Below are 17,387 nucleotides of genomic sequence, written 5' to 3' on the forward strand. Positions count from 1 at the left end.
TCCTTCTTGGTCTTTTTGTTATTCGGCCGGAACGCTTTGGGCGTCGCCGTTGTCGCGGGCCGCGTTAATCAGGGCGCGGCGCGCGAGTGCATAATTATCCTCACCACCGGCGCGTTTGGCGCGGCGGTCATCCAGAATACGCTCGACCGCATCCAGGCGCCCGGCGCGCAGGCCGGAATCAATTGTGATGCGCTCGAATACATCACGTTGGGCGTGACTGCCACCGGCCAACTGCATGCCGGAGCGGGCTGTTGAGAGGAAATCAAACGCCGCGCCGTAGAGACCGTCCCCAAAGGCCTCAAGCCCTTTGGCAGCGGCAATGCCCGGGTCAGACATGCGGATCGGCGTGTCGCCTTGGTTGCGCTGGGCGTCTTTCTGGATGCGCTGTAGCATCTTGGCCGTAGCGTCAGAGCGGTTGTCGCCGGTCAGCGCCAGCAGATAGTGCAGGTCGGCAAAAATCAGGCAGCCATCTTCGGTCCGTGCGGCGCTAAGATCGGCCAGTTCCTCCCAGCGGTCGCCAACATCAATGCCTTCAAGCTCCATCCGGGACAGCAGCGAGGTCGCGTTCGAGATATCGCGATAATCGTCGGTCTTGTCTTTGCGGATATGCTGGTCATAGAGGTCAATGACCTGATCGACCTGACCCAGATCCAGATGCATCAGCGCCTTGTGCCACCAGACGTGATAGCGGAAGTTGTTGCAATGGGCCCAGGCATCCTCACGCCCCGCCAGCCAATCCAGACCCAGCTGCGCATTGCCCGTCATCTCGTGAACATGGGCGACCGCGTGCAGACCCCAGGCATCGTCGGAAACCATCCACAGGGCCTGACGACCGGCAATCTCGGCCTTTTCGTAGGAACCGGTCTCTTCTAGTGCGAAGGAATGACAGCCCAGCAGATAGCCACGGCCCGCATGATCCGGCTCATAAGCGGGCATGACGCGTTCGATCGAACGCCGCATGCCCTCTGCATCGCCAAGCACAAACCGGGTCGCATGGCTGAGCTTCATCGCCAGCGAATCCGTCGGATGGGCGCGCAGCACCTCTTCGAATTTCTGCACGGCTTGCGAGGGCAGGTCCGCCAGATAGAGGGACAGGGCCTCAACAAATAGCTGCTCTCGCTTCGAGATGGGCTGGCGTTTCATCGCCTCAGTCGCGGCGCTCAGCGCGTCGACGGCTACGGGCAGCATCTCGCGCCGGCCCAGAAGAACCATGAACAGGCCCTTGACCGCGTGGCCCAAAGCGAAGTCGGGCTCGAGCTCCAATACCTTGCCCAAATGCTGAGGGGTAATCGCCGCATGCGCCATGAACCCAAGCAGAACACCGTCCCATGCCTCGACGGCCGCCGGGTGGGTCAGAGTGTTCATCTGTCCAAAAACGTCTTGTTTCATACTTGGGTCCAATCTGGTTGCGGTATTTGACACTGTTCGATTTACCAGAGTCTGCGACGGCCTCGTAACAGTATCGACCCTGCTCTCGAATTGGTGAAATCGCGTGTGTGAAAAAAGTGAAAAAAACCGCCGATTCAAGGGCATGTTTCAGCAAGTTGCTGCCGAAACATGCAAGTGTTTCAATCTTCGAACGGGTTTTCAGCGCTTAAAATATCATCAGTATCGGCCCCGAAGACCGGCGGCGCATGCCGATATGTTACAGGTGTGCGCGACAGGTTGAGCGGATTTCCGATCAGATTTACCTCTCCCGGTTGGGCCTGCATGGCGATCTTCATCTGCCGCGCGGCGACCTGATCGGTATCAAACACCTGATCCACCGTTTGCACCGGGCCGACGGGCACCTTGCGGGCCTCAAGCTCGGAAATCACAGTCGTCGTCGGATGCTTTTTCATCGCCGGGCGCAGGATCGCGTTCAGTGCGTCACGGTGCTGCAGTCGCGCCGGGTTGGTTGCAAAGCGTGCGTCGTCGGCAAGATCGGCGTGACCGATGAACGCGCAGAACCTGCGGAACTGGCTGTCATTTCCAACGGCCAAAATCACGTGACCATCTGCTGTCTCATACACCTCATATGGGACAATATTTGGATGTCCGTTGCCACGCCGTTTAGGCACCTGGCCCGAGGTCAGGTAGTTTGTGCCTTCATTGATCAGCCATGAGATCTGGGCATCCACCAAGGCAAGGTCGATCTGTTGCCCTTCACCGGTCAGGTCGCGGTGGCGTAACGCTGCCAGAATGCCAACGGTTGCGTACATGCCGCACATCACATCGGCGATGCCGACGCCTACCTTCATTGGCGCGCCCTCGGGGTCGCCTGTCAGGGACATGATCCCACCATACCCTTGCGCCATCAGGTCATAACCAGGTTTGCTGGAGTTGGGGCCCGTCTGCCCGTAGCCGGAAATCGAGCAATAGACGAGGCCGGGAAGATCCTGCGACAAGCTGTCGTAATCCAGCCCGTATTTCGCCAGCCCGCCGGGTTTGAAATTCTCGATCAGGATATCAGCATGCGAGGCCAGCCGCTTGATCTCAGCTTGTCCTTCAGGCGTTGCAATGTCGATGGCAACGGATTTCTTATTCCGGTTGGCCGACATGAAATACGCGCTCAAGTCGGAACGGTTGCCCGCTTCATCCTCGACATACGGAGGACCCCATTGGCGCGTATCATCCCCACCGGTCGAGGGGTTTTCGATCTTGATAACACTTGCGCCCAGATCGCCCAGAAGTTGGGTGCAGGTCGGTCCGGCCAGAATGCGCGACAGGTCCAGAACCTTTACGCCTTTGAGCGGCCCATTAGATTCGGCCATCATATCCTCCACGCTCGATCTCGGCAGCGATGACGGTGAAGCGGTCGGCTTTGACCGCCTCATCAAGTGCTGCACGCAGTTCTGCGCGGTTGCGGACCGTGTGTCCATAGCCTCCGAACGCGCGGCCCAGGGCGGCAAAGTCATGGCGGTCAAAATCGACCCCGTTGTTACCCATCTGCCGTTGGCGTTGTTTCAACTCGATCAGGGCGAGGGAGGCGTCGACAAAGACGAGAAAGATCGGGTTGCCGCCCATTTCGGCGGCAGTCGACAACTCTCCGGCGACCATCAGGAACCCGGCATCGCCGGAAAAGCTGATCACCGGGCGGTTCGGCTCCGCCAGTTTCAGCCCGATTGCCATCGGAACAGCGCAGCCCATGGTGCAAAGGGCCGATGACTGGATCAGCCCGCGTGGCTCCGAACACGCCCACATCTGGCTTAGGAGAATGCGGTGCGCGCCGCTATCCGCCGTTGCCAGAGTATTCGCGGGCAGGGCGGCGCGGGTCTCGGCGATCACGCCAGCCGGGCCCCAATCGTCATCCTGTGGGAAGGCTTCCGCCAATGCGGCTTTGACCTTCGCGGGTTCTCCGGCAGGCCAGGTGGCGCGGGCGGGGTTGCCTTTGGCGATGGCTTCGAGGGTCTGGCCTGTATCGGCGACAAGGTTCAGCCCGGCCTGATGCATGTAGTGATCATTGACCACGGCCGAAATGTCGATCACGCGCGTTTCCTCAGGGTCCCAGATCTCGCGCCAGCCGGGGCGCATTTCGATAGGGTCATAGCCCAGGCAGAGAACCAGATCGGCCTGTTCCACCAGCGGGACAAGGTGTTTGTCGGCCAGAGGGGACAACCCGGCACCGCCGAGACACAAGGGATGATCTTCTGGCAGCACGCCCTTCGCTTTGTACGTGGTGACGAAGGGAATGCTGAAATGCTCCAGAAACGCCTGAACCACGCTGCGCGAGTCGTCATAGAGGACGTCCAGCCCGATGATCGCAATCGGACGCTCGGCCTCGGCGACCCAGCGACGGGCTTTGGACAGGCAATCGCCTTCGGGGGCCACGGTGGCAACTTTGGCCAGACGGCGGCGTTTCGTCGATAAGACGCGGGTATCCGCGACCGAGATCGGTACGTCGATATGCACCGGGCCGGGGCGGGGCTGGTTGGCAAGCGACACCGCTTTGTCTGCGATGATGTCCGCGCCCTCGGCGGTGAGGGTAAAGGTCCCTTTGGTGATCGAGCGATAAACTTGGCTGTGGTCCATGACCTGATGCGTGTAGGTCAGCGCCTCATCCGCGTCGACACAACCGGTCAGCACGACCATGGGCACCCGATCTTGCAGCGCGTTGGCAACCACGTTGATCCCGTTCATCGCGCCGGGACCAAGGGTTGCAACCAGTATCGCGGGCGCGCCGTCGCGGTGATGGACGGCTTCGGCCATGAAACCGGCTGCGTTCTCGTGTTTGGTCAGATGAAAGGTTATGCCGGCCCGTTCGAGGGCGTCCACCAGCGTCAGAACCTCGCCGCCTGGCATACCGAACGCATGGCGGCACCCTGCCTCATACAATCGTTGAGCCAGTAGATCCGCCGCGCGGGGAGAGAGGTCCTGCATCAGTCATGCTCCGAGAAAAAGATATGTGACAGCAAATGTCTGACACACCGGCAAGAGGCAAGCGGGTTCACATCAGTGTGACTATTTGACGGCTGTTTCCGCGATGGATTGAAACTTTTGGTCCAGTTCTGCGGCAATATCGGACAGGGCCTGCCCACCTTGATCCGCGTAAGGCTCAAACACAAAGCTGGGGGTTTTGTATGACAAACTCGCAGTGCCGTCGTCATTTTCGGTGACATACAGGCGAATCGGCGCCTCGATCATCGCCGCGGTCGAGGTTTCCAGGACCCGCACCGCATAGTCGTTGTTGAACACGCCGATCACGCGATTGCCCGGAATGGTGATCCCACGGGCCGCCGCCGCTTTGGTCGGCCCGGCTTGAGTGACAACGATCAGCCCGTGTTCCTTGACGGCAGCCTTGGTGTCGGCCACCAGCGCGTCATAGGTTTTCCCTGTGTCATGAACGGCCCATCCCGGCAGGGCCTGATCCGCCAGAGCAGGCGAGGCCAGCAAGTAGACAGCAGCGCAGATTGCTCTCATCAAAGGGTCTCCGTCTTGTTGGAACCCAACTAGAGCAGGTTTCGCCCATCGCTGCATTCACATTTTCGTATGATTCTTCAGGGTGACCGCTTTTGCAGCAGGTAGATATCCATGATCCAACCATGATCAGCCCGGGCCTGCGCACGGGTGGTCAAAATGGTCTCGGCCACCTTATCCAACGGGCCGTAAATCAGTACTTCTTCCTTCATGCCGACATAGGCGCCCCACCATATATCGAACGCCTCCATATCCAGAGACTGGAACGAACACTCACCGTCCAGCATCACGGCGACCTTGGTGGCGCCCGAGGGCCAGCCTTCGTCGCGGATGCGGCGGCCAGTCGTCACTACATAGGGCGCGCCGATGTCGTTTATGGGAATGGCATGGGCTGCAGTCAGTGCCTGTAGCGCGGTAATCCCCGGAATCACCCGTTTGCGCAGTTGTGGGTCCAGTCGAGAGGCAATCCGCAGGGAGCTGTCGTAAAGCGAAGGATCACCCCAGATCAACAGGGCGATCTTCGAGGCCTCAGGATGCGCCGCCATCGCTTCTTGCCAGCGCAGTGCAATGGCATCGTGCCACTCATCCACACCTTGCAGATACCCGTCGTCCGAGCGGCGTTTGGGGATATCGAAATATGCGATCTGCGGAGGGGTCTCAGTGACCTTGGCGATGATCTCCTCCCGCAGTCCGGCCAGATCGGCTTTGTTCTCACCCTTGCGCGGGATCAGGATCAGATCCGCCTCGCGGATTGCCTGCGCGCCTTGCAGTGTTACGTGATCGGGATTTCCGGTGCCAATTCCGATCAGAGACAGCTCATACATCCTCGAACTCCGCCAAGGGACCATAGAGGATCAGTGCAGGCGCGGTTCCGATCTCGAATTTCAGCGTTTCGGCCAGCGCGCCGATGGTCGAACGGTGCAGCTTTTGATCCGGTGTAGAAACGGACTCTGCCATCAGTGCAGGCGTATCCAGTGGCAGGCCGTTGGCGTGCAGGGCCTCGACCAGCAGCGGAAAGGTCCGTTTGCCCATGAACACAACGGTGGTCGCCGCAGCATCCGCCAAAGCGGCCAGATTCAGATCGGGGGGCAGCTGCCCGCTGACATCGTGGCCAGTGACGAACTGTACCCGCCGGGCCGTCAACCTGCGGGTCAACGGAATACCGGCAGCTGCTGCGGCTGCGATGGCAGAGGGGACGCCTGGAATGATCTCATAATCGATCCCGGCAGCACGCAGGGCGACGATTTCTTCCTCAAGCCGTCCGAACATGCCGCCATCACCAGATTTCAGCCGCACGACCCGTTGACCGGTCTGCGCGTATTCCACAAGCAGACGGCTAACATGATCCTGTTTCGGCGAGGGCCGCCCGGCCCGTTTGCCGACGCCCACAAGATCAGCATCCGGTTGCGCGTGGCTCAGAATGGGTCCGCTGCTCAGATCGTCGAACAGAACGGCGTCGGCCTTCTGCATCCGGTCCACGGCCTTCAGGGTCAACAATTCCGGGTCTCCCGGACCGGACCCGATGAATGACACAAACCCGCTCATGCCGAGGCCTCGGCAATGAGGTGAAAGAAGGTACCCGTGACGTTGCCACGGCGTGATCCGGTCTGCGGGCCTTCATCTCCTTCGGCATCGAACACGCGCGCCAGCGGTGCATCAGGCTGTTCGATGATCGAGGAATAGTGGAACTCATGCCCCCGCAGCGATGCGCCTTGCGCAAACCCCGGCATCGGAGCCAGCAGTTCGGCCCGACGGTACCCCAGATTGAACTTGCGCTTTTGGTACGAGGTCTGCAGCCCCAGCAATCCGGCCATCTGGTGCGGCACGCCCTCTTTGTCGATCAGAACCTCACCAAGGGCCATGTAGCCGCCGCATTCCCCATGCACCGGCTTGGTCTCCGCATGCTTCCGCAAACCGGTCAGGAACGTGTCCGCAGCAGCCAGAGTACCTGCGTGCAGCTCCGGATACCCACCCGGCAACCAAACCAGATCGGCATCATCAGACGGGGCTTCATTGGCCAATGGCGAAAACGGCCGGATCTCAGCCCCCGCCGCGCGCCATCCCTCCAACAGATGCGGATAGGTGAACGAAAAAGCCGCATCCCGGGCCAACGCGATTCGTTGCGCCGGAGGCCGCGGCAGCGCGGCTGACGATGGCCCTTTGGGGCCTGAGGAAGCCGCCAGTTTGATCGCTTCAAGGTCCACATGTTCCCGCAGGAATGCTGCGTATCCAACGATGGCACTTTCCAGATCGGGATGCTCAACCGCTTGGACCAGCCCCAGATGACGTTCCGGCAGAGTCAGGTCTCCGCGACGGGGCAATACACCCAGAACCGGCAGACCTGCCCGTTCCATACCCAACCGCGTCAACCGCTCATGCCGAGGGCTGGCGCAGCGGTTTAGGATCACTCCGGCAAAAGGCAGGTCAGGGTTATACATCTTGAACCCCAGAGCAGTCGCCGCTGCCGATTGGGCCTGACCGCCCACGTCCAACACCAATACAATCGGCCAGCCCATGCGTTGCGCGGTTTCGGCGCTCGATCCGTGGCCCAGCTCTCCAGGTTTGGCGACGCCGTCGAACAGACCCATCGAGCCTTCGGCCACGACGATATCCGCCCCTTCGGCCTGATCCGAGATCGCCCCAAGCAGCCCGTCGCCCATCGCCCAACTATCAAGGTTGAACGACGCCCGCCCTGCCGCTGCGCGGTGAAAGGCCGGGTCGATATAATCAGGGCCGCTCTTGAACGGCTGTACGGTGAGGCCATCCTCAGCCAGCGCCCGCAAAAGGCCCAGCATCACGGTGGTTTTGCCGGTCCCCGAAGAGGGGGCCGAGATCAGAATGCCCGGAGGGTTCGTCATCGAGTCATTCATCCTCGGGGCTCCAGCTTGACCACGGGCTGTCCGCACTTTGCGGGCGATAGCGACGGTCGTAGTCTTTTGAGTACAGGCAGCTTTCGTCGAACCCTTCACCCGCTAGCGCAGGCCCGACCATGATCAGCGCGGTGCGCGAGATGTTTTCATCCAGCGCGTCTTCGAGGGTGTCCAATGTCGCGCGGATGATCCGCTCATCCGGCCAGCTGGCTCGATAGACGACCGCTACTGGGCAGTCCGCGCCATAGGCAGGGCTCAGATCGGCAATCACCTTGTCCAGGTTGCCGATCGACAAATGAATGGCCAGCGTCGCACCGGTACGGGCGAAGTTCTCCAGTGTTTCGCCTTCGGGCATCGAGGACGCACGGCCCGGGGTCCGCGTCAGGACCACCGATTGCGCCAGGCCGGGCAAGGTCAATTCAGTGCCCAAAGACGCCGCAGCCGCCGCGAAGGAGGGCACGCCGGGGGTAACGCTGACGGGGATGCCCATCTCTTTCAGACGGCGGATCTGTTCACCCATTGCCGACCAGACCGACAGATCGCCCGAGTGCAGGCGCGCCACGTCCTGTCCGGCCTGATGGGCCGCGTCGATCTCGGCCATGATCTGATCCAGATCCATCGGCGCGGTGTTGATGATCTTCGCGCCTTCGGGGCAGTGGCCCAGAATCTCTTCGGGCACCAGAGATCCCGCATAGAGGCAAACGGGGCTGGAAGCGATGATATCGCGCCCACGCAAGGTCAGCAGATCGGCGGCGCCCGGTCCGGCGCCAATGAAATGAACGGTCATGAGTGTCCTCCGATGGCAATGGCGCATGTAGCCAGCCGGTCGTCCGAGATATGTCTAGGTGAAAGAAGCCGCGCGCCATTCCCGGCGGCGGCCAATGCGGATGCTTCGGCCACGCTGCCGGTGCCATAGGTGGCTCGGCTGCGGTTCGAACATGTCAGGGTGCGCTGCCCTGCCAGATCGGCTGCGGCAACGAAATGCAAGGGCAGGGCAAGGCCTTCTGCGAAACTGGCCAGCGCCAGATGGCCCTCTTTGTCGGCAACGGTTGCCAAGGCTTGAACGTCATGATCAGCGGCAGCGGCGTCATAAGCCGCGCGCAGGCTGTCCACTGTTGCGCTTGATGAAAAGCCAAGGCCTGCGACGATCATAGCGTCACACTCCATTGCACGACCGGATAGGCCGATTTCCATCCGCGCCGAGGGCCGAGCGGTGCCGATTGCGCAAGCTCAATCCGCAGAAGATCTCCGCCCAATTCTTCGTGCCAGCGGGCCAGCAGCGCTTCGCTTTCCAAAGTAACGGCGTTGGCGACCAAGCGGGCGCCTGATGGAAGGGCATCGCGCAGCCACGCCAAGAGATCGGCGCTGAGACCGCCTCCGATGAACACAACATCGGGCAGAGGCAGGCCTGACAGCACATCCGGCGCGGTGCCATGAATGACGTTCAACCGATCCTGCCCCAAAGCGTCGGCATTGCGCCGAATACGTTCGGCACGGTCGGCACGCGGTTCGATGGTTGTGGCCGTCAAGGTCGGATCGCACATCAGCCATTCAATGCTGATCGAGCCCGTGCCGCCACCGATATCCCACAGATGCTCACCGCGTTGCGGGGCCAACGCCGACAGGGTTAGCGCGCGGATGGGGCGTTTGGTGATCTGGCCGTCGGTCTCGAAAATATCGTCGGGTTTGCCGGATGCCTTGGGGAAAACGCGCCCTTCGCCCGCAACCTCCAGCCCGACGCAGACCGGGTGATCGAACGTGCCCAGAAGCGCTTCGGTCAACGAGACCGAGCGCGCGCGTTCACGCGGGCCGCCTAATGCCTCCATCACGTGCAACTGGGTATCGGCGAACCCGGTCTCAGTCAGATAGGTCGCAAGCTTTGCAACGGCAGCACCATTGCGCAACAGGATGATCGCCCGTAGCCCCGGAGACAGGTGCGGTCGCAAACGCGTCAGAGGAGCGGCGTGAAGGCCAAAGGTCTGGGTGCCCTCTAACGGCCACCCCAAACGCGCGGCGGCCAGCGAAAAGGTCGACTGGCCGGGTCGCGCTGTCCACTCGGCAGCCTCGAAATTGCGTGCAATCACCGAGCCCGCGCCGAACCAGAAGGGATCGCCCGAGGCCAGAACCACCGTCGCACGACCCCGAAGTCCGGTCAGGATCGGCAGACCGTCGGAGAAAGGCACCGGCCATTCGATCCGCTCAGCCCCTGTTTCGGGCACCAGCGAAAGGTGGCGAGGCGGGCCCATGATGACCTCAGCCCGATCCAGCACTTGACGGTTTGCGGGCGACAGGCCATCAAGCCCATCTTCACCCAGGCCCAGAACGGTTAGCCACGGAGTATCAGACATGAACAACCCCCTGATCCCCAATGTGCTTATTCTGGGCGGCACGACCGAGGCGAACGCCTTGGCCAAAGCCGTTTCCGAACAGGGGCTTGCGGCGATATACTCCTACGCGGGACGAGTCGAGAAACCGCGCCCGCAGCCTTTGCCGGTTCGGGTCGGCGGGTTTGGCGGCGTGCAGGGTCTGGTTGCTTATATCCGCGACAACGGGATCAGCCATGTGATTGACGCGACTCATCCATTCGCCTCGCAGATGAGCCGAAACGCGATAGAGGCCTGCCGTGCAGCGCAAACGCCACTGGCCGCGCTGACTCGACCCGCTTGGTGCGCGCAGCCCGGTGATGACTGGCGACACGCTCCCGATATTCCCGCCGCAGTTGACGCGTTGAATGTCGAGGCGCAACGCGTGTTCCTTGCGGTTGGTCGGATGCATCTTGAGGAGTTCTCGGCCCAGCCCCAGCATCACTATCTGCTGCGTCTGGTCGAAGAGCCCGATGAGCTGCCCTTGCCGAATGTTGAAGTGGTCGTCGCCCGGGGCCCGTTTGCCGAGGCTGACGACCGCGCGCTGATGCACAGGCATGGGACGCAGTTGGTTGTGTCCAAGAACGCAGGCGGCACCGGCGCGCGGGCCAAACTGGACGCGGCGCGGGCGCTGGGTCTGCCAGTGCTGATGATCGACCGTCCGGTCCTGCCAGAGCGGACCGAGCTGTCGACGATTGCACAGGTTCTGGACTGGCTGGCTCATTCTGGGGTGAACCTAGGGGTGTAGACGATCGGCGCGCCGTCGCGTTCGATCACGCGGGTGCGCGATGATCCGACAATGACCACCGTCTGCATATCCGCCATCTCGGGCGTGGCCTCGGCCAGAGTGGAGATCCGGATCGCTTCGTCCTCGCGCGACACGGCGCGCGCGAAAAGGATCAGACGTTCAGGCTCACATTCTTCACGTAGGATTTCCAACGTCTTTACAAAGCCTTCCGGCCGCGATTTCGAGCGCGGATTGTAAAAGGCCATCGAGAAATCCGCCTGAGCCGCCAGACGTAGTCGCTTTTCGATCAGCGACCAGGGTTTGAGATTGTCGCTAAGGTTTATGGCGCAGAAATCATGCCCCATAGGCGCACCGGCGCGGGCAGACGCGGCCAGCATCGCAGTGATCCCCGGCAGCACATCAATCTGAAGGTTGCGCCATTCTTCTGGACCGTTCTCCAGCGCCTCGAAAACCGCAGCGGCCATCGCAAAGACACCCGGATCGCCCGAGGACACAACAACCACGCGTTTCCCGTCAGCCGCCATCTGTAGCGCGTGTTGCGAACGGTCGATCTCAACCCGGTTGTCACTGGCGTGCAGCGTCAGGCCGGGACGCTCAGCCACGCGCGCGACATAGGGGATGTAGCCCACCACATCGGTCGCATCGGCCAACGCAGCGGAGACTTCGGGCGTGACCAAGTCTTCATTTCCCGGCCCGAGGCCTGCGATCTTAACCCAGCCGCTCATGGCCGTCGTCCCTGACCGTGCACTAGGATGATCGAGAAATAGGGGGTGATCCCCTCACAATTCTCGGACAGTTTGCAAACGCGTTGGTTCGGCATTTGCGCGTATTCCACGATCCACGCGCGGTCATACATCCCAGCGGTCTTGAGCGCGCGCTTCACCTTGTCGATATTGCGCCCGATCTTCATCACGACCAGTGCGTCGGTCTGCGCCATACGCTCGGCCAGAACCTCTTCGGGCAGGGTGGCGGCCAGAACGGTCAGGATGTCGTCGCCCCATGTGATCGGATCGCCGGTTGCTGTCCAAGCGCCGGACATGCCGGTAATGGCCGGGACGACTTCGACGGGGGCGATGTCGCGCAAGCGGGTATAGAGATGCATGAACGAGCCGTAGAAAAACGGGTCGCCCTCGCAGAGAACAACGACGTCTTCGCCCTTCTCAACAAGGGCTTTCAGATGGTGCGCGCAGTCCTCGTAGAACGCCGCCAGCAACTCATTGTAGCGCGGATCGTTTAGAGGGATCTCGGTTGTGACGGGGTATTCCATCGGGAACTCCACCGCGCCTTCCGGGATCATACCGTTGACGATCTGGCGGGCCTGACCACTGCGGCCCGGCTTGCGGAAAAACGCCACGTGGCGGGCATTGCGCAGCAGGCGGTCGGCCCGCACGCTCATCAGGTCGGGGTCACCGGGGCCGAGGCCAACGCCATATATCTTGCCGGCGCTCATTCGGCGCGGCTCGCGATGGCGTTGATGGCGGCGACTGTGATGGCGCTGCCACCGAGACGGCCTTTTACGATGCAGGACGGCACCGGCTGTGCCTCCCACAAGGCGTCCTTGGATTCGACCGCGCCGACAAAGCCCACAGGGCAACCGATGATGGCGGCGGGGCGTGGGCAGTCGGGGTCTTCCAGCATGTTCAGCAGGTGAAACAGGGCCGTCGGCGCATTGCCAATAGCGACCACAGCGCCCTCAAGATGCGGGCGCCACAGCTCAAGCGCTGCGGCCGAGCGTGTGTTGCTCATCTCTGCAGCCAGAGGGCGCACGCGCTCGTCATGCAGGGTGCAGATCACCTCATTGTCGGCGGGCAGGCGGAACCGGGTAACACCCTCGCTGACCATGCGCGCGTCACACAGGATCGGCGCGCCGTTTTCCAGCGCGGTCCGCGCGGAGGATACAAAACCGGGTGAGAAATGGACGAATTCTTCCAGCCCGACCATGCCAGCCGCGTGGATCATCCGAACGGCGACCTGCTCTTCATCGGCGTCGAACCTGGCCAGATCGGCCTCGGACCGGATGGTTGCAAAGCTCTCCTTGTAGATCGCCGCGCCGTCGGTTTCGTAAGTGTAGGGCATCAAGTGAAGTCCATCGTCATCAGTGTTTCGGGGTCCAGCCCGCGCAGGATTGGCTCATCCCCCGCACGGCCCTGTTTGACAAGATCAAATCGTTCGTTCTGGCCGACTAAAGTCACATCCGCGGGGCCCATCCGGGCGCACCCTTTGGAACACCCCGAAACATGAAGTGTGCCGGGTACAAGCGGGGCCAATTCGCGCGCGATATCGCGGGTTTCCGCTTGCGCCTGCGGGCATAACGGAGCACCGGGGCAGGCGTCGGTGGTCATAAGCGGGTCGGTGCCGTCCATGACAAAACCCGGTGCGGGTATCGCCGCCCCGCCTTCCAGCAGGATCAGCCGCCACGGGGTGACACGCAGGGCAGAGGCGCCGCTGTCGCAGATCAGCACGTGCAGTTCATTTGCAGGGAGTTGACCGAAGGCCGCGCCATAGAGGCTGCCCAGAGCACAAGCGCCCGGTTGTAAAGATGAACCGATGGGGCCGGGGTCGCTCCCCTGCCATTCCGCAGGCAGACCAAACGCCGCCACGGCCCGCGCCATGCGTCGGGTGTCTGGCGTGAAGACCTCGGCAAACCAAGTGGCCAGAGCAATCAGGTGATCAATGGCCTCGGCTTCGGAGACGACACGTCCTGTCTGAGCCCCATCTGCGCGCAGGATCAGCCCATCGGCGGAACGCTCCAACCGGATATCGGCCGAGTCCGTCGCCAGCAGGCGCTCCGGTCCTGTATCGATGGCAAAGCCGAACTTGGCCGGTAACGCGGGCAACTCGTTCAGGCGGTCGATCAATTCCTGCGTCAGCCGCGCGGTCAGATCGCCCGGCTGATAAAGCGGTGAGACCAGAATGTTGCGCCGGACCTCGATACCCGGCTCTGCGTCCAGCAGCCCTAGCGCGGACAGCTCGGACAGCAAAGCTTGATGTTCCCCTTCCTGTACGCCACGCAACTGCAGGTTCGCACGGTTGGTCAGGTCGATTGTGCCATTGCCGAATTGCTGGGCCAGTTCACACAGGCCAAGCGCTTGTGGCGCGGTCAGCCGCGCCAGCCGAGGGCGCACGCGCACCACCAGCCCATCCCCAGACATCATCGGTCGGTGCGCGCCGGGGCACCAACCTTGGACGACTGGTTTTGGGGCGGGCGCGCTCATCCCAGCCCCTCCAGATCCACCCGGATCGAGTTGCGTCGCGTATTCCACAAACCGGCATCCAGCAAGGCGCGAAACCGGTCCTGCATGGCCTGATGGGCCTGCGGATTGGCCTGCTGCAGGAAGGCATCCACATCTTCATCGCCCAGCGTGGCATCGTGGTAGAGGTCGAACAAATGCGGCGCAACGGTACCCGACAGATGCGCAAACGAGGCCATATGATCCAATGTCGCGGCGATCTCGGCCGCGCCGCGGAAGCCGTGGCGTTGCATCCCGGCGATCCAGTCAGGATTGGCAGCGCGGGCATGGACAACGCGGCTGATCTCTTCCGGCAGGGTACGGGCGCGTGGGTTTTCGGGGTTGGTATTGTCCAGATGATACAGCTGCGCGGTACCACCCGTGGCCTTCTTGGCGGCGGCAAAACCGGCCTCATGCGTGGCGTAGTCATTGGCCAGCAACAGGTCGGTCTCGGTCAGGTCCTGCAGGTGAACAAAACTGTCGGCATGCGCCACGCGCTGGGTGATACCCGCCTTGTCCTGAACGATATTCTCGCCCTCCAGCGCAAAAGAGCTGGCCTCAAGCCATGCCTCACCGGCCTGCGCGCGCGCCTCGTCGGTATAGACCTCGGACAGTTGGGTCATGTTGACGCCATAGCTGCCGGGCGCGGGGCCGAAGACGCGGGCCGACGGGGCCTGACCGGCATAGGGGTTCCAGTCGGTCGCCTCATCCCGCGCCGCCAATGCGCGGACAGCCTGACCGTAAAGTGCCGAGAGGGTCGGGAAAACGTCCCGGAACAGGCCCGAGACGCGCAGCGTCACGTCCAAGCGCGGGCGGCTGAGGTCGGTGATCGGCAGAACTTCGATGCCCGAGACCCGCTCGGAGCCTTTATCCCAGACCGGTTTCACGCCCAAAAGGTGCAGCGCCATGGCGAATTCCTCGCCCGCCGTGCGCATGGTGGCCGAGCCCCACAGGTCGACGATGAGCCCCTTGGGATAGTCGCCTTCTTCCTGAAGGTGGCGACGGACCAGTTCCTCGGCCAGTTTGACGCCTTGGGTGTAGGCCGCCCGAGTCGGCACCGAGCGGGGGTCGGTGGTATAGAGGTTCCGCCCGGTTGGCAGAACATCCGAGCGACCGCGATAGGGGGAACCGGACGGCCCGGCCTCGATCCGCTTCCCGGCCAGAGCGTTGATCAGAGCGCTGCGTTCCGCTTGGGCCGAAGGCGCAGGGTCGAAAATACCGGAAACCTCAGGCGCGCGGCCATAGATATGCAGACCATCGCCAAACTGGCTTTCTTTGATGTCGCAAACAAAGCGGTCGATTCGGGTTATCGCCTCGGCAGTGCAGGTGGCCTGATCGAGGCCCAGATCGCTCTCCAACCCGATGGCCTGTGCCTCGTCGCGGATATCTTCCTGAAGGCGGTCGCGGCGTTTGGGATCAAGTCCGTCGGCATTCGAGAACTCATCGAGCAGAGATTCCAGCCGCACCATGCGATCCGGGGTGCCGCTTTCCTTCATCGGGGGCGGGATATGGCCCAGCGTTACGGCTCCGATCCGGCGCTTGGCTTGCGCGGCCTCGCCTGGGTCGTTGACGATGAAGGGGTAGATCACTGGCAAGTCGCGGATCAGCGCCTCGGGCCAGCAATTCGCCGACAGAGCAACGGACTTGCCCGGAAGCCATTCCAGAGTGCCATGTGCGCCGATATGGATCAGCGCGTCTGCGCCCAGCCCTTTGCGGAGCCACAAATAAAACGCGACGTAGCTATGGCGCGGGGTGCGAGACAGGTCGTGGTAGTCGTCATCGCGCAGCTCGGGCGTGCCGCGTTCGGGTTGTAGTGCAACCAGCGCGTTGCCGCGACGCAAGGCGGTGAAGTGGAACGCGCCCTCGGTAAAGATCGGGTCGTCCTCGGGCTTACCCCAAACGGTTTGGAGATCGGCGCGCAGTGGCTCGGGCAGGTCTGCCAAGGCTACCTGGTAGTCTTCCAGAGGCCATGAGATGCGCGCGTCTAGCAGGGTTTCAGCAATCGGCTCGGCCGGTGCGGTGCTGTAGCCCTCGGCCTGAAGATCGGTCAGCATCGCCTCGGCCGAGGCCAGAGCGTCCAGACCCACCGCGTGCGCCATTTGCCAGTCTTTGCCAGGATAGGTCGACAGCACCAGCACGGGCACCTGATCCGCCTTGGGTTTGTCATGCAGGGTCAGCCAGCCGGTGACACGGTCGATAATCGCTTCGATCCGCTCTTGCTCAGCCCGGTGGGCAAAGCGGGAATATTCCAGATGCGGGTCACGTTTGCCCGGTTCTTTGAACGAGGCAATGCCCGCCGAAATGCGCCCGTCCACTTCGGGCAGCACCACATGCATGGCGAGATCAGCGGGGGAAAGGCCCCGTTCGGCCTCGGCCCAAGCTTTGCGGCGGGACGTGGCGAGGGCCATCTGAAACACGGGCACGCCCGCCGCGTCCAAAGGGGATGTACCCGACGCGCCTTTGCCCGAGAAGGAGGTGGCATTGATGATCGCCGAAGGTTTCAGCGTGACGATGTTGTCACGCAGCCATTCAGCGGCAGCAGGAGCTTTGAGGGAGGGGGCGAAGAGGCCCACCGCCTCAAACCCGCGACCCCGCAAGCTGCGGATCACGGTGGCGACAGGGGCCGTGTCCGCCGAGGTCAAATAGGCCCGATAGAAGGTGACGACGATACGTTTTGCGTCGCCCGCAAAGGCAGTCTCAACCGGGATCACGCCGCGATCAGGACACCACGCGCCGGATTCGGGCAGAGTTTTGGCCCCCATAACCGGGCCGGCGTAAAGCCCCGCCGCCAATGCCATCTGCGCCAAAGCGGCCTGTGCCGCGACTTCACCGCCGGTGTCGCAAAGATGTGCCAGACGGCGCAGGGTCGAGACGGGCAGGGTGGAATACTCATCCAGCCGCGTATCCTCACGCCCGTCGGCGGGCAGGACGGCCAGCGCGATCCCTTTGGCCTGCGCCAGCGACAGAACCTGCTGCAACCCGTAGGACCAGTAAGGCACGCCGCCGATCAGGCGGATCAGGATGCCCTTGGCCCCCTCCAACGTCTGTTCGACGTAAGTATCGACCGACAGCGGATGCTTCAAAGCCGTCAGGTTGGCCAACCGCATCGTCGGCATCCGACCCTCCGGCCCGCCACCACGATGCCAGCCCGCCGCAAAAGCGCCAAGGTCGCTGTCCGAAAAGGACAGCACCACCAGATCCGCCGGGCTTTGGCCCAGATCGGTTGGGGTTTCCGCTTCTTCTAACCCGTGGCTTTCGCGGAAGACGACGTGCATGGGTC

At 62.4% G+C, this 17,387-nt stretch carries 16 protein-coding genes; 1 reads left to right on the plus strand and 15 read right to left on the minus strand.

Annotation, left to right across the window (positions count from 1 at the left end; translation table 11 throughout):
- Positions 1 to 18: 18 nt before the first annotated feature.
- From ACR0NO_RS11820 to cbiE, 10 genes are all read right to left on the minus strand, one after another.
- Complete coding sequence (locus ACR0NO_RS11820) at positions 19 to 1,389, minus strand: tetratricopeptide repeat protein (protein ID WP_480724069.1); 1,371 nt, start codon at positions 1,387 to 1,389, stop codon at positions 19 to 21.
- A gap of 179 nt (positions 1,390 to 1,568) precedes the next feature.
- Complete coding sequence (locus tag ACR0NO_RS11825; protein WP_480724070.1) at positions 1,569 to 2,753, minus strand: CaiB/BaiF CoA transferase family protein; 1,185 nt, start codon at positions 2,751 to 2,753, stop codon at positions 1,569 to 1,571.
- Positions 2,740 to 4,359 (minus strand): thiamine pyrophosphate-binding protein, encoded by a 1,620-nt coding sequence (locus ACR0NO_RS11830; RefSeq protein ID WP_480724071.1) that lies wholly within the window; start codon positions 4,357 to 4,359, stop codon positions 2,740 to 2,742. The genes ACR0NO_RS11825 and ACR0NO_RS11830 overlap by 14 nt, the downstream gene beginning before the upstream one ends.
- 81 nt (positions 4,360 to 4,440) lie before the next feature.
- Positions 4,441 to 4,899 (minus strand): DUF302 domain-containing protein, encoded by a 459-nt coding sequence (locus ACR0NO_RS11835; RefSeq protein ID WP_480724072.1) that lies wholly within the window; start codon positions 4,897 to 4,899, stop codon positions 4,441 to 4,443.
- Positions 4,900 to 4,976: 77 nt separating this feature from the next.
- The gene (gene cobF, locus ACR0NO_RS11840) at positions 4,977 to 5,720 is read right to left on the minus strand and encodes a precorrin-6A synthase (deacetylating) (RefSeq protein ID WP_480724073.1); all 744 of its coding nucleotides are present in this window, start codon (positions 5,718 to 5,720) and stop codon (positions 4,977 to 4,979) included.
- Positions 5,713 to 6,441, minus strand: a complete 729-nt coding sequence (cobA, locus tag ACR0NO_RS11845) for a uroporphyrinogen-III C-methyltransferase (protein WP_480724074.1) — start codon at positions 6,439 to 6,441, stop codon at positions 5,713 to 5,715. The genes cobF and cobA overlap by 8 nt, the downstream gene beginning before the upstream one ends.
- On the minus strand, positions 6,438 to 7,766 hold the full coding sequence (locus ACR0NO_RS11850) for a cobyrinic acid a,c-diamide synthase CobB (protein ID WP_480724075.1): 1,329 nt from the start codon (positions 7,764 to 7,766) through the stop codon (positions 6,438 to 6,440). The genes cobA and ACR0NO_RS11850 overlap by 4 nt, the downstream gene beginning before the upstream one ends.
- On the minus strand, positions 7,759 to 8,553 hold the full coding sequence (gene cobM / locus ACR0NO_RS11855; protein WP_170374191.1) for a precorrin-4 C(11)-methyltransferase: 795 nt from the start codon (positions 8,551 to 8,553) through the stop codon (positions 7,759 to 7,761). Before cobM ends, ACR0NO_RS11850 begins: the two co-directional genes overlap by 8 nt.
- On the minus strand, positions 8,550 to 8,918 hold the full coding sequence (locus ACR0NO_RS11860) for a cobalamin biosynthesis protein (protein WP_480724076.1): 369 nt from the start codon (positions 8,916 to 8,918) through the stop codon (positions 8,550 to 8,552). The genes cobM and ACR0NO_RS11860 overlap by 4 nt, the downstream gene beginning before the upstream one ends.
- Positions 8,915 to 10,114 (minus strand): precorrin-6y C5,15-methyltransferase (decarboxylating) subunit CbiE, encoded by a 1,200-nt coding sequence (cbiE, locus tag ACR0NO_RS11865; protein WP_480724077.1) that lies wholly within the window; start codon positions 10,112 to 10,114, stop codon positions 8,915 to 8,917. Before cbiE ends, ACR0NO_RS11860 begins: the two co-directional genes overlap by 4 nt.
- Here cbiE and ACR0NO_RS11870 point away from each other — a divergent pair.
- On the plus strand, positions 10,113 to 10,877 hold the full coding sequence (locus ACR0NO_RS11870; protein ID WP_480724078.1) for a cobalt-precorrin-6A reductase: 765 nt from the start codon (positions 10,113 to 10,115) through the stop codon (positions 10,875 to 10,877). The genes cbiE and ACR0NO_RS11870 overlap by 2 nt on opposite strands.
- Here ACR0NO_RS11870 and cobJ read toward each other — a convergent pair.
- Genes cobJ through cobN form a run of 5 tightly spaced genes read right to left on the minus strand, consistent with a single transcriptional unit; the run spans position 10,850 to position 17,382 of the window.
- On the minus strand, positions 10,850 to 11,602 hold the full coding sequence (gene cobJ, locus ACR0NO_RS11875; RefSeq protein ID WP_170639479.1) for a precorrin-3B C(17)-methyltransferase: 753 nt from the start codon (positions 11,600 to 11,602) through the stop codon (positions 10,850 to 10,852). The genes ACR0NO_RS11870 and cobJ overlap by 28 nt on opposite strands.
- Positions 11,599 to 12,327 (minus strand): precorrin-2 C(20)-methyltransferase, encoded by a 729-nt coding sequence (locus ACR0NO_RS11880; RefSeq protein ID WP_170666375.1) that lies wholly within the window; start codon positions 12,325 to 12,327, stop codon positions 11,599 to 11,601. Before ACR0NO_RS11880 ends, cobJ begins: the two co-directional genes overlap by 4 nt.
- Positions 12,324 to 12,953, minus strand: a complete 630-nt coding sequence (locus ACR0NO_RS11885; RefSeq protein ID WP_170639481.1) for a precorrin-8X methylmutase — start codon at positions 12,951 to 12,953, stop codon at positions 12,324 to 12,326. The genes ACR0NO_RS11880 and ACR0NO_RS11885 overlap by 4 nt, the downstream gene beginning before the upstream one ends.
- Positions 12,953 to 14,092 carry a precorrin-3B synthase gene (cobG, locus tag ACR0NO_RS11890; protein ID WP_480724079.1) on the minus strand — a complete coding sequence of 380 codons (1,140 nt, stop codon included), beginning with the start codon at positions 14,090 to 14,092 and terminating at the stop codon, positions 12,953 to 12,955. The genes ACR0NO_RS11885 and cobG overlap by 1 nt, the downstream gene beginning before the upstream one ends.
- A complete protein-coding gene (cobN, locus tag ACR0NO_RS11895) occupies positions 14,089 to 17,382 on the minus strand; it encodes a cobaltochelatase subunit CobN (protein WP_480724080.1) in 3,294 nt (1,097 codons plus the stop codon). Before cobN ends, cobG begins: the two co-directional genes overlap by 4 nt.
- Positions 17,383 to 17,387 lie beyond the last annotated feature (5 nt).

This window comes from Ruegeria sp. CL3 (genome assembly GCF_056536505.1).